The sequence below is a fragment of the Micromonospora sp. NPDC050784 genome (assembly GCF_044456765.1).
Taxonomy (GTDB): domain Bacteria; phylum Actinomycetota; class Actinomycetes; order Mycobacteriales; family Micromonosporaceae; genus Micromonospora; species Micromonospora foliorum.
Genome location: NZ_JBITGG010000028.1, coordinates 65579 through 77875, shown reverse-complemented (window position 1 = coordinate 77875; position 12297 = coordinate 65579). Strand labels below are relative to the sequence as shown.

The 12297-nt window shown below is 69.7% G+C and carries 9 protein-coding genes; 7 read left to right on the top strand and 2 right to left on the bottom strand.

Annotation, left to right across the window (positions count from 1 at the left end):
• Positions 1 to 182: 182 nt before the first annotated feature.
• The 6 genes from ACIBD9_RS29350 to ACIBD9_RS29325 all read left to right on the top strand — a co-directional run bounded on the left by ACIBD9_RS29350 (position 183) and on the right by ACIBD9_RS29325 (position 8294).
• Positions 183 to 1694, top strand: a complete 1512-nt coding sequence (locus ACIBD9_RS29350; RefSeq protein WP_396722502.1) for a sugar ABC transporter ATP-binding protein — start codon at positions 183 to 185, stop codon at positions 1692 to 1694.
• Positions 1695 to 1808: 114 nt separating this feature from the next.
• Positions 1809 to 2780: an ABC transporter permease gene (locus ACIBD9_RS29345; RefSeq protein ID WP_387176905.1), complete on the top strand. Its 972-nt coding sequence runs from the start codon at positions 1809 to 1811 to the stop codon at positions 2778 to 2780.
• A 2-nt stretch (positions 2781 to 2782) separates the two neighbouring features.
• Positions 2783 to 3766 (top strand): ABC transporter permease, encoded by a 984-nt coding sequence (locus ACIBD9_RS29340; protein ID WP_396722501.1) that lies wholly within the window; start codon positions 2783 to 2785, stop codon positions 3764 to 3766.
• Positions 3767 to 3791: 25 nt separating this feature from the next.
• On the top strand, positions 3792 to 4961 hold the full coding sequence (locus ACIBD9_RS29335) for a substrate-binding domain-containing protein (protein WP_396722500.1): 1170 nt from the start codon (positions 3792 to 3794) through the stop codon (positions 4959 to 4961).
• Positions 4962 to 4967: 6 nt separating this feature from the next.
• The gene (locus tag ACIBD9_RS29330) at positions 4968 to 5819 is read left to right on the top strand and encodes a sugar phosphate isomerase/epimerase family protein (RefSeq protein WP_396722499.1); all 852 of its coding nucleotides are present in this window, start codon (positions 4968 to 4970) and stop codon (positions 5817 to 5819) included.
• An 81-nt stretch (positions 5820 to 5900) separates the two neighbouring features.
• Positions 5901 to 8294: an RICIN domain-containing protein gene (locus ACIBD9_RS29325; protein WP_396722498.1), complete on the top strand. Its 2394-nt coding sequence runs from the start codon at positions 5901 to 5903 to the stop codon at positions 8292 to 8294.
• Positions 8295 to 8357: 63 nt separating this feature from the next.
• Here the strand turns inward: ACIBD9_RS29325 and ACIBD9_RS29320 are convergent, their stop codons facing one another.
• Both ACIBD9_RS29320 and ACIBD9_RS29315 read right to left on the bottom strand, forming a co-directional pair.
• Positions 8358 to 9353, bottom strand: a complete 996-nt coding sequence (locus ACIBD9_RS29320; RefSeq protein WP_396722524.1) for a family 43 glycosylhydrolase — start codon at positions 9351 to 9353, stop codon at positions 8358 to 8360.
• Between the two features lie 17 nt (positions 9354 to 9370).
• The gene (locus ACIBD9_RS29315) at positions 9371 to 10396 is read right to left on the bottom strand and encodes a LacI family DNA-binding transcriptional regulator (protein WP_396722496.1); all 1026 of its coding nucleotides are present in this window, start codon (positions 10394 to 10396) and stop codon (positions 9371 to 9373) included.
• Positions 10397 to 10769: 373 nt separating this feature from the next.
• Between ACIBD9_RS29315 and ACIBD9_RS29310 the strand changes: the two genes are divergently transcribed.
• A complete protein-coding gene (locus ACIBD9_RS29310; protein ID WP_396722494.1) occupies positions 10770 to 12125 on the top strand; it encodes an ABC transporter substrate-binding protein in 1356 nt (451 codons plus the stop codon).
• Positions 12126 to 12297 lie beyond the last annotated feature (172 nt).

The following is a 12297-nucleotide window of genomic DNA, read 5'->3' as shown; positions in this document are numbered from 1 at the left end:
CGGACCCGCATCCAAACATCTATCTTCATACGTGTGATGTTTCGTTGGTGTCAAGGAAATGTTTTGGACGCGCGAACGTAAGCCATCGCTGTTCCTACGAAAGTTTGATGTCCAGCGCCTCAAAGTCGCCGTAGTGTGGCATTGAGTCCTGTCAATAACTACTGTCTGTGAGGGCACTCGGGATGTCAGACTCGCGGCCGGTGCCGCTGCTCACCCTTCGGGGCATCGGCAAGTCCTTCCTCGGAGTCCGCGTTCTCGACGGTGTCGACCTCGATGTAGCGCCGGGCGAGGTGCACGCCGTGGTCGGTGAGAACGGCGCCGGGAAGTCGACCCTCATGAAGATCGTCTCCGGCGGGTACGCCCCGGACGGGGGCACTGTCGAGTTCGCCGGTGCGACACGTACGTTCCGTGGTCCGCGCGACGCGCAGCGGGCCGGCATCGGCATCATCCACCAGGAGTTCAACCTGCTCCCGGAGCGCACCGTCGCCGAGAACGTCTACCTCGGGCACGAGCCGGTCCGCCGCGGGCTCGTCGACCGCCGGGGGATGCTCGACCGCACCACGCGGCTGCTCGCCTCGATCGGTGAGACCACGTTGCCGGCCGACGCCCGGGTGGGGCAGCTGGGCGTCGCGCAGCAGCAGGTCGTCGAGATCGCCAAGGCACTCGCCCTGGACGCGCGGCTGCTCATCATGGACGAGCCGACCGCCGCGCTGGCCGACCACGAGGTCGAGCTGCTCTACGGGCTGGTGCGCCGACTTCAGGAGCGGGGCATCGGGCTGCTGTACGTCTCGCACCGGCTCGCCGAGGTCTTCGACCTGTCCGGTCGGATCACCGTGCTCAAGGACGGCCGCCGGGTCACCACAGTGGACACCGCGGACACCACCGCCGACGAGCTGGTGCGGCACATGGTCGGCCGGGAGCTGTCCAGCTACTACCCGGACCGGGCCGCCCCGGAGGACCGGGGCCCGGTGCGGCTCAACCTGCGCGACGCGGGAAACCGGAAGCTGCGCGACGTCAACCTCCAGTTGCGCGCCGGCGAGGTGCTCGGCATCGGCGGCCTACAGGGCTCCGGGCGCTCGGCGCTGGCCCGTGCGATCTTCGGGGTGTCGCCGTTCACGACCGGGGACGTCACGCTCGACGACCGGCCGGTTCGGCTGCGCTCGCCCCGTACCGCGATGCGGGCCGGCATCGCCTACGTCACCGAGGACCGCAAGGGCGAGGGGATCGTCCCCCGGCAGTCGGTGCTCGACAACGCGCTGCTCGCCAGCCGGGCCGTCTTCGCCGCCCGGTCCGGCCGTGCGGCGAGGACCGTCCGGGTACGCGAGTTGCTGGCCGCCGTGGAGGTCCGCGGCGCAGGCGACGACCAGGAGATCCGCTTTCTGTCCGGGGGCAACCAGCAGAAGGTCGTGCTGGCCCGATGGCTCGCGCTCAACCCACGGATCCTGCTCTTCGACGAGCCGACCCGGGGCATCGACGTGGGCGCGAAGTCAGCCATCCACGACCTCGTCCGCCGCCTCGCCCGTGACGGCGCGGCCGTGCTGATGATCTCGTCCGACCTACCGGAGCTGCTGGGGATGAGTGACCGGATCGTCGTCATGCGGGACGGTCACGTCGCGGGCGAGCTGCCCGCCGGCGCGACCGAGGAGGAGGTCGTCGCGTTGGCGGTCGGCACCGTGCGGGAGACGGTCCAGTGAGCGCGAGGAGTGAGCCGGGTTTGCGAGCCCCGCAGTCGCGAACCGAGGTGGCCCAGTGAGCGCGAGGAGTGAGCCGGGTTTGCGAGCCCCGCAGTCGCGAACCGAGGTGGCCCAGTGAGTGCTCTGTCGCTGCTGCCGGCCCGGCGTCCCGTACCGGGCGTCTTCGTGGCCCTGACCCTCACCCTCACGATCGGCTGGTTGGTCGTCCTGCTCGACGGCGGTCAGCTCTTCAACCAGTCCACGACGGTGAGTCTGCTGCATGTCGCCGCCGGCCTCGGGTTGGTCGCGGTCGGCCAGACCCTGGTGATCCTGGGCGGCTCGCTCGACCTCTCGGTGGCGTACGTGATCAGCCTCAGCACCCTCGTCGCGGCCGAGACGATGAACGGCAACGACGGTGCGGTGCTGCCGGCGATCGGCCTGGTGCTGGTCGTCAGCGCGGGAGTCGGGCTGCTCAACGGGCTGCTCGTCACCCGGTTCCGGGTCAACGCGTTCATCGCGACCCTCGGCGTCGGGCTGCTGCTCAAGGGATACCTCGACAACGGCTACGACGGGCCGGCCGGCACCACCGCGCCTTCGCTCGTGCAGTCGCTCGGCTACCAGCGCGTCGGGCCGGTGCCGGTGTCGTTCCTGCTGCTGGTAGTCGTGACCGCGGCGGCCTGGTTCGCGCTGTCGCGGACCCGCTTCGGCCACCACCTGGTCGCCGTCGGTGGGGACCCGGAGGTGGCCCGGCTCTCCGGTGTCCGCAACGACCGGGTCCTCGTCACCGCCCACGTCCTGTGTTCGATGTGCGCGGGGCTCGCCGGCATCTACCTCGCCAGTCGGCTCGGCTCGGGCGCCCCGCGGGTCGGCACCGAGGGCCTCTACGACCTGGAGTCGATCGCCGCAGTGGTGATCGGCGGCACCGCCCTCGCCGGTGGGCGCGGCGGCGTCATCGGCACGGTCGGCGGGGTGCTGCTGCTTGCCAGCATCGACGCCATCTTCAACCAGCTCGAGGTCGACGCCTTCTTCAAGCAGGTGATCCGGGGCGTCATCATCATCGCCGCGGTCGCCGTCTACGCCCGCCGGGCCATGCGAAAGGCGGCCTAGCCATGCAGACCGTCCAGCCCCGTTCCCTGTCGCTGCGTCTGCCGCGGGTGCGTCCCGGTGGCGTCCTGCCGATCCTCGCGATCCTCGCGGTGCTGTTGGTGCTCGTCGGCATTCGGCAGCCCGACTTCCTGGCCCCGCCGTCGCTGATGTCCTTCCTCGGTCGTTCGGCGCCGATCATCCTGCTGGCCGCCGGCCAGTACTTCGTGATCGTGTCCGGCGAGTTCGACCTCTCGGTCGGGTCCCTGGTCACCGCGCAGGTGGTGGTCGCCGCCCGGCTGATCGACAGCGACCCGGCGCGTACCTGGCCGGTGGTGCTGCTCCTGCTCGCCTTCGGAGCGCTGGTCGGGTTGGTCAACGGCCTGATCACGACACGGCTGCGGGTGCCGTCGTTCATCACCACCCTCGGCATGTTCCTGATCCTCGTGGGCGCGGTCTACCTGTGGTCCGACGGCGCCCCGAAGGGTGGGCTCTCCGAGGAGTTCCGGCGGTTCGGCAGGCGGGCCTTCGAGGACGTGCCGGTGTTGGGCCGCGTGCCGTACGCGCTGCTGGTCCTGGTGGTCCTGGCGGTGGCGGCCGTGCTGCTGATGCGCTCGGACTTCGGTCGGACGCTTGTCGCAGTCGGCGACAACCCGCGTACCGCCGAGTTGAGCGGCGTACGCGTGTGGCGTACCCGGACCCTCGCCTTCATCCTCAGCGGCCTCGCGGCGGCGGTGGCGGCGATCCTCCTGGGCGGCTACAGCGGCGTGTCGTTCCAGGCCGGCGCGGGCCTGGAGTTCGGCGCGATCACCGCGGTCGTCCTCGGTGGCGTGGCGCTCGGCGGGGGTCGCGGCGCGGTCGTCGGGGCGATGCTCGGCGCGCTGACACTCGAGCTGTTGTTCGCCCTCATGAATTTCTACGGCGTCTCCGGCGCCCTCAGGTCGACCGTCCAGGGCGGGATCATCCTGCTCGCCGTGGCGGTCTCGGCATCGCGTTCTTCGTCGAGATAAAGGGGAAACCATAGTGCGACGTTCCATGGCTGCGCTTGCCGCTGTCACCCTGCTGTCCCTCGCCGCCTGTTCCACCGACGAGCCGGCCGCGGGCCCGTCGGGGAGCGCCTCCGCCGCCGGGTCCGGCACCGGAGAACAGTCGAAGTTCTTCGTGCAGGCCGACTACGACGCCGAGCTGGCGCTGCTCGACGCGGCTCCGACGGGCCCGGCTGACAAGCCGTGGGAGCAGGTGCTCAACCCGACGATGGTCGACACCGCCAAGTTCAAGAAGAACGGCCCGCACAAGATCTGCTTCTCGAACGCGGCCCTGAACAACCCCTGGCGGCAGGTCGGCTTCAAGACCATGCAGGCCGAGGTCGAGGCGCAGAAGAGCCGCATCGAGGAGTTCGTGCACGTCGACGCCGAGGGTAAGGACCAGAAGCAGATCGCGGACATCAACGATCTGCTCGGCAAGGGCTGCGACGCGCTCATCGTCTCGCCGAACACCACCGCCACGCTCACCCCGGCCGTCGAGGCGGCCTGCCAGGCCGGGCTGCCGGTCGTCGTCTTCGACCGTGGTGTCAACACGAAGTGCCCGGTGACGTTCATCAACCCCATCGGCGGTTACGGCTTCGGCCACGTCGGGGCCGAGTTCGTCAGCCAGAAGATGAAGCCCGGCGGCAAGGTCCTCGCACTGCGGATCCTGCCCGGCGTCGACGTCCTGGAGACCCGCTGGTCGGCGGCGAAGGTGGCGTTCGACAAGGCGAAGGTCGACGTCGTCGGCGTCGAGTTCACCGATGGTGACCCGGCCAAGACCAAAAAGATCGTCGACGACTACATCCAGCGGTACGGCACGATCGACGGGGTCTGGATGGACGCTGGAGCGGTGGCCGTCGCGGCGGTCGAGGCGTTCCAGGACGCGGGCAAGCCCGTTCCGCCGATGAACGGTGAGGACCAGCTCGACTTCCTGAAGATCTGGAAGGACAAGAAGCTCACGGCGATCGCGCCGACCTACCCGACCTATCAGTGGCGTACGCCGATCATCGCGGCGCTGCGGATCCTCGACGGTCAGCAGGTGTCCAGCCCGTGGAAGCTGCCGCAGCCGACTGTCACCCAGGACAACCTGGACCAGTACCTCGACGCGGGCATGCCGCCGCTGCACTACGCGATGTGCGGCTGCACCGACCTGCCCGGTTACCCGCAGCGCTGGAAGTAGGGTCCGATGTACGCCATCGGCGTCAACCCCTGGGTCTGGGCCTCGCCGGTCGACGACAAGGCCCTGGCCGAGCTGATCCCGCGGATCGCCGCGTTCGGCTTCGACGCGGTCGAGTTGCCGATCGAGCAGCCCGGCGACTGGGACCCGATCCGTACCCGGGACCTGTTGGCGGCGCACGGCCTCGCCGCCGCCGGTGTCTGCGTGGTCACCTCGCCGGGGCGGGAACTGGTCGACGCCGCGCCTGCGGTGGTCGAGTCGACGGTGGCGTACCTCAAGGGCTGCGTGGCGAGCGCGGCGGCCGTCGGCGCTCCGTGCGTCGGCGGTCCCGCGTACGCCTCGGTCGGCCGCACCTGGCGGATGTCACCGGCGGCTCGCGCGGCCTGCTACGCGGATTTCCGGCGGGCCCTGGCGCCGGTGGCCGAGCAGGCCGGCGAGGTGGGCGTGAGCATCGGTGTCGAGGCGTTGAACCGCTACGAGACGAGCGTCGTCAACACGATCGAGCAGACGGTCGAGCTGATCGACGGGCTGCCGTCGAACGTCGGCATCATGATCGATACCTATCACATGAACATCGAGGAGGCCGACCCCTACGCGGCCCTCGCCGTCGCCGGCCAACACATCAAGCACGTGCAGGTCAGCGGCACCAACCGGGGCGCTCCCGGTGCTGACCACTTCGACTGGCCCCGCTTCTTCACCGTCCTGCGGGACACCGGCTACCAGGGCGCGATCTGCATCGAGTCGTTCACGGCGGAGAACGAGGCCATCGCCACCGCCGCGGCGATCTGGCGTCCGTTGGCCCCCTCCCAGGACCGTCTCGCCACGGACGGCCTGCGCTATCTCCGGGAGATCCTCGGATGACCGCCCCGGCCCCCCACCCCCGCGTTGGCTGAGGCCGTTCCGCCACCCCCACCCCCGTTCTCACGTCAGGAGCACCGTCCCGTGTCCTCGTCCATTCCGTCGCTGCGCCGACTGCTGGCCGGCGCCGCCGCGACAGCGGTGACCGCCCTGGTCGCGGTAACCGCCTCGGCGTCCCCGGCCCTCGCGGCCACCACCACCCTCTACGCGTCGCCCTCCGGCACCGGCACCGCGTGTTCCGCCAGCCAACCGTGTTCGCTGAACGCCGCCCAGACCGCGGTGCGGGGGATCAACAGCGCGATGTCCGGCGACATCGTCGTGGAGTTGGCCAACGGCGCGTACCGGCTCTCGTCGCCGCTGCGGTTCACCGCCGCCGACTCGGGCAACAACGGCTACCAGGTGATCTGGCGGGCGGCCGCCGGCGCCCGCCCGACGATCACCGGCGCCCGGGCGGTCACCGGTTGGTCGCTCGTCGACTCCGGGAAGAACATCTGGCGGGCGAACGTCCCCGCCGGGCTCGACTCCCGTCAGCTCTACGTCAACGGGGCCGTCGCCACGCGGGCACGCACCGCCGTGAACCGCGGTGACTTCACCTTCACCACGTCCGGCATGCGGTTCACCAACAGCGCGCTCAGCTACCTCAACAACCTCGGCAACCAGAACCGGGTCGAGGTGGAGAGCGTCGGCTCGTTCACCGACCGGTACTCGCCGGTGCAGAGCATCAGCGGCAACTTCCTGACGATGCAGCAGCCCGCGTGGAACAACAACACCTTCGGCTTCGACACGCTGTCCCGTCCGCACCGCGCGGGCCCGTTCTACCTGGCCAACGCGTACGAGTTCCTGGACTCGGCGGGGGAGTGGTACCTCAACCCGAGTAACGGCCAGCTCAACTACATCCCGCTCGCCGGGCAGACCATGAGCTCGGTCAGCGTCGAGTTGCCACAGTTGCAGTCCCTGGTCAACGTCGGCGGCACCCTCGACGCGCCGGCGCACCACATCTCGTTCAGCGGCATCACCTTCACCGGCACCAGCTGGCTCGGCCCGAGCAGCAGCAACGGCTTCGCCGACCAGCAGACCGGCGCGCACATCGTCGGCACCTGGGCCCGTCCGTCCGACGCGCTGACCTCCTGCCAGGAGGGCTGCCCGCTGTTCGAGGCCACCCGCCCGAGCTGGGCCCAGATGCCCGCCGCCGTGCAGGTCTCCGCGGCCAACACCATCTCCTTCAGCGACTCGCAGTTCGTCAACCTCGGGCAGACGGCCATCGGCATCGGCAACGACGCCAACGCCCACGCCAGCGGCGTCGGCCTGGGCGCAAGCAACATCACCGTCACCCGCTCCGAGATCGCCCGCAACTCGGCCGGTGGCATCGTGGTCGGTGGTGTACGCGCCGACGCCCACCACCCGAGCGACCAGCGGATGGTCAACCGCAACATCACCATCAGCAACAACCGGGTGCACGATCTCGGTCTGGAGTACCGGGGCGTCGTCTCGATCCTGACGACCTACGTGAACACCTCGCTGGTCTCGCACAACGAGGTCTACAACATGCCGTACACCGGTCTGTCGGTCGGCTACGGCTGGGGCGCCAACGACGCCGGCGGTAGCCAGCACTACGCGAACCGGGGCCTGTACAACTACCAGCCGCGTTACACCACGGCGACCACGGCGGCCAACAACCAGGTCATCGGCAACTACGTGCACGACGTGATGCAGCAGATGACCGACGGCGGGTGCATCTACACGCTGTCGGCGAACCCCGGCGGGTCCATCACCCAGAACTACTGCCTGCGGACCAACGGTTGGTTCGGGCTCTACTTCGACGAGGGCTCGCGCTACTACACCGCCCGCAACAACGTGTTCTCCTCCACCGGCACCTGGGCAACCGCCAACTACTACTACGCCGAGAACATGGGCAACTTCACCGTCACCAACAACTGGTCGACCAACGGCAGCACGAACGTGACGAACGGCGACCGCGGCAACGTGGTCAACAGCAACGTCACGGTCAGCAACGGCAGTTGGCCGTCGGGCGCGCAGACGGTGATCAACACGGCTGGTGTGCAGAGCGGCGGCAGCACCAACCCGACGAACGTGCAGATCGTGGGCGCCCAGTCGGGCCGCTGCGCCGAGATCGGCAACTCCAGCACCACCAACGGCACGCAGGCCCAGATCTGGGACTGCATCAGTGGCGCTGCCAACCAGCGGTGGACCCACACCGCCAGCCGGCAGCTCATGGTCTACGGCACCAAGTGCCTGGACGCCTCCGGCCAGGGCACCAGCAACGGCACCACGGTGGTGATCTGGGACTGCAACGGTCAGCCCAACCAGCAGTGGAACGTCAACGCCAACGGCACGATCACGGGAGCGCAGTCGGGTCTCTGCCTGGACGCCAACGGCGCCGCGACGGCGAACGGCACGAAGTTGATCCTCTGGTCCTGCACCGGCGGCACCAACCAGCAGTGGCAGCTGCGTAGCTGACCCAGTAGCGGGACACCGACGGGTCCGGGTCGGGGCGAGACGCCTCGGCCCGGACCTGTCCGGTTACGGCCCTTCGAGCACGGTCAACCCGGTCGAGGAGCGGTAGCGGACCGGGATGGGATCGGTGAGTTCCCCGACGAACGTCTCGTCGACGTGGTCGAGGAAGCCGATGAGGGACCAGTCGTCGGCGGGTCCGGGGACCAGCCGGGGCGCGTACAGGTGCGGGTGGGCGAACGGCTGGGCGGACGCGATGTCCCACGGCCCGAGGGTGGTCTCGCCGGTCGCCACCCAGATCCGGTGGTCGTCGCGCCGGGCGCTGCCGGTGGCCTCGGTGGAGAACAGCAGCAGCGGCTGCCCGTCGAGGACGGCGACCTGGGGCACCTCAAGGTGACCGAAGCCGGCCGGTGTCGACAGCGGCGGCGCGACGGTCCAGGTGACGAGGTCGGTGGAGGTGGCGTGGCCGACGACGCCACGGGTGTTCGCCGGCCCGGTGTTGGCGCGGGCGGTGATGAGCATGTGCCAACCGTCGCCGTCGGGATCGGGGAACACCCACGGGTCGCGCCACGCCTGCTCGTACCACAGGTCCTTGTCCAGCAGCTCGTACCAGGTGGGGTCGGCCTGGACGATCGGCTCGGTGCCGTGCCGGTGCCAGGTCATGAGGTCGTCGGAGACGGCCAGTCCGATGCGTTGGACCAGCCCGTCCTCGCCGCGACCGACCCCGGTGTAGAACAGGTACCACCGTCCGTCCGGCCCGCGGACCGTGCAGCCCGTCCAGGTCGCCAGGTCGTCCCAGCTGGGCGCGTCGGCGGGGACCACGGCGTCGGCGACCAGACGCCACGAGTGCAGGTCCGCCGAGACGGCGTGGCCGATCGTGGCCCGACGGTGGCGGCGGTGCGGGTCGTGCAGGGCGCGGGACGCGCGCAGGAAGAACACGTGCCAGAGGCCGTTGTCGTCCCGCGCGTACCAGCTGTCCCACACCCAGTGGTCGGGTAGACGAAGCATGGCCGGAAAACTAGCACTAAACCGTTTTAGCGTCGCCCGGGGCCACCCCGACGGTATGGCCGGAGGGCCGGTGGTCAGTCGGCCGGAGGCGCGAGGGACCGGCGTCGGCGCAGGGGCATCGGAACGAGGGAGGGCTCGGCGGAGCCCCCGTCCAGGAGCAGTTCGACCGCGCGTCGCCCCATCTGCTCGTGCGGCAGCGCCGTGGTGGCCAGGCTGGGACGCAGCCAGGCGGCGATCGGGTCGTCGTCGAAGGAGATGACCGAGATGTCCTCCGGAACGGTCAGCCCCGCCTCCCCGAGCGCCTGGTAGGCGCCGAAGGCGAGCCGGTCGTTCATGCAGATGATCGCGCTGGGTCGCTTCGGCTTGCTCAGCAGGTTGCGCATGGCGGCGTACCCGTGCTCGGGCAACCACTCTGTGCAGAAACACTCGGCCAGCAGGCTGACCTCCGCCTCGTCCAGCGTCTGCCGGATGCCGTGCAGGCGGGCGCGGGCGGCGAGCGAGACCTCCGGGTCGTCCTCCTTGAGTCGGTTGCGGCCGATGAGCGCGATCGCATCGCGGTGGCCGAGCTCCAGCAGGGCGGTGGCGACCGAGCGACCGGCCCCCTCGTCGTCGGGGACCACGCTGGGCAGGCCGTCGGGGCTGGTGGCGTTGAGCAGCACCACCGGGCCGCCGAGGATGGCCGCGGGCACCGCCAGTCGTCGGGTCGCCATCGCCGCGTAGATCACGCCGTCGACCTGCCGGTCCAGGACGGCCTCGATGGCGTACTGCTCGAAGGTGGCGTCGCCCTGCGTCTCGGTGATGAGCAGGACGTGGTCGCGTTCGCGGGCCGCGTCGAGGGCGCCGCGGATGAGGTCACCGGCGAAACGGGTGGTGGCCACGATGTCGGAGACGAACGCGATGGTGGCCGTCTTGCGGGTGCGGAGGCTGCGCGCGGCGAGGTTGGGCCGGTAGCCGAGTTCCTCGGCGGCGGCGAACACCCGCTGGTGCGCCTCGGCCGAGAGCCGGGTGCCCTCTCGGCCGTTGAGCACCATCGACGCGGCGGTCTTGGACAGCCCGGCTCGCTGCGCGACGTCGGCGAGTGTTGCTCTGTTGCGGCCCATCAGTCCTCCGAATCAGGGCGCGGTGCCACAGGCGCCGCTCCTGCCCATCATGATGCGTCGCCGTCCGAGGTCGAGCGTCGGCCACGTCGGCGCGGTGTGAACCCGACGTTTCCGCACCGTTGCCAAGTTGTCCTTGACAGCTTCCCGTGCCGCGCGCATGCTCTGCTAAATCAGTTTAGCGACCACTTCTGGCGCATCCAGAGGTGCCTTCGGTGGCCGTGCCGGGTTCTTTTTCTGCTGACGGTACGGGTGCTGCGCCCGGGCGACAGGTCACGGCGTACGTGTCGTGGCCGGCACCCGGTCGCGGTGGTCCCGGTGGAGCCGTCGCGCGGCCGTGGCCGCGGGACGCGTGGAGATGTCAAGGAGTCATGAAATGGCAGAATTGCTGACAAAGTTTCCGCGACGGAGAACGGTGCTCCTCGCGTCGCTGCTGGCGGTCGGGATGACCGCGACGGCCTGCAGCGCGCCGGGGGAGGACCGGTCGTCGACCCAGAAGTCCGATGCCGCCGTCAAGACGGAGCTGGGGACCGACCCGATCACCCTGGAGATGTACGCGGAGACCGGCTTCCCGCTGGCCAAGGCGTTGGCCGACGAATTCTCCAAGCAGCACTCGAACGTCAAGTTCAACATCCGCGAGGACCAGTTCACGGTGATCGTGGAGAACGCTCCCCGGGTGATGGCCTCGGACAACTCGCCCGACATCATCCGGCTCCCGACCATGGTCGACCTGGTCAAGGACGACCTGCTCAAGAACCTCGACCCGTACTTCACCGCGTACGGCTGGGACAAGTTCCCCGCCTCGCAGCTCATGCAGCTGCGCGTCGGCGACAACACCCGGGGCACCGGTTCCCTGTACGGGATGGGGCTCGGCTACAGCGTCACCGGCGTCTTCTACAACAAGAAGCTGGCCAGTCAGATCGGCATGACCCAGCCGCCGGCCACGGTCGCCGAGTTCGAGGAGCTGCTGGCCAAGGCGAAGACCGGCGGGGTCCAGCCGATCATGCAGTTCAACAAGAACACCGCAGGCATCAACTTCCCGCACCAGGCGCTGCAGAACCAGTTCGGCGACCCGACCCAGGTCGCCGACTGGATCTTCCAGAAGCCGGGGGCCACGTTCGACACCCCGGCCGCCCTGAAGGCCACCCAGACCATCCAGAAGTGGGCGCAGGCCGGCTACTTCACGAAGGACGCCAACGCCCTGGACTACGCGGGCATGGTGGGGGAGTTCCAGAAGGGCAACGGCCTGTTCATGTTCAACGGTGACTGGGAGTCGGCCAACCTCGACAAGTCGATGCCCGGCAACGTGGGCTTCTTCCTCTTCCCCACCGAGTCTCCCGGTGGCAAGCACGTGGCGATGTCCGCCCCCAACACCTTTGGCGTCTCCGCCAAGGCCAAGAACCCGGACGCCGCCGCGTACTTCCTGAACTGGGTGCACACCAACTCCAGGGCCCGCGAGATCTCGGTGACGGTCGGCGGCTCCAGCCCCGGCGGCCCGAGTGACCTGCCGGTGCCGAGCGCGGCCCCGAACACCGTGCTGGCCGAGACCCTGAAGGCATCGCAGCAGCTCGGCGCGGAGAACGGCGCGGTGGACTTCACCGCGAACGCGACCGGCGGCATCTTCGCCGCCGCGATCACTCCGGAGATGCAGAAGCTGATCGCCGGCCAGCAGACACCCGAGGGGTACGTGAAGGCGGTCCAGGCCGAGTACCAGAAGGAACTGTCCCGATGACGTCTGCCCTCGGCAGCGCACCAACCGGGCGCGACGACCGTCGCGCCCGTCCCACCCCCGCGGGGGGGGGCCCCCCCCGGCGGGGGGGGGGCGCCGCCGGCCCGGGGGGGGGGGGGGGGGCCCCCCCCGCGGGGGGGGGGGGGGGGGGTGGGGGGCGGGTGTGGGGCGCGCC

Excerpts from the sequence above, each read along its gene's own strand:
- ACIBD9_RS29350 (WP_396722502.1), top strand. The coding sequence starts at position 183 with ATGTCAGACTCGCGGCCGGTGCCGCTGCTCACCCTTCGGGGCATCGGC.
- ACIBD9_RS29340 (WP_396722501.1), top strand. The coding sequence starts at position 2,783 with ATGCAGACCGTCCAGCCCCGTTCCCTGTCGCTGCGTCTGCCGCGGGTG.
- ACIBD9_RS29335 (WP_396722500.1), top strand. The coding sequence starts at position 3,792 with ATGGCTGCGCTTGCCGCTGTCACCCTGCTGTCCCTCGCCGCCTGTTCC.
- ACIBD9_RS29330 (WP_396722499.1), top strand. The coding sequence starts at position 4,968 with ATGTACGCCATCGGCGTCAACCCCTGGGTCTGGGCCTCGCCGGTCGAC.
- ACIBD9_RS29315 (WP_396722496.1), bottom strand. The coding sequence starts at position 10,396 with ATGGGCCGCAACAGAGCAACACTCGCCGACGTCGCGCAGCGAGCCGGG.
- ACIBD9_RS29310 (WP_396722494.1), top strand. The coding sequence starts at position 10,770 with ATGGCAGAATTGCTGACAAAGTTTCCGCGACGGAGAACGGTGCTCCTC.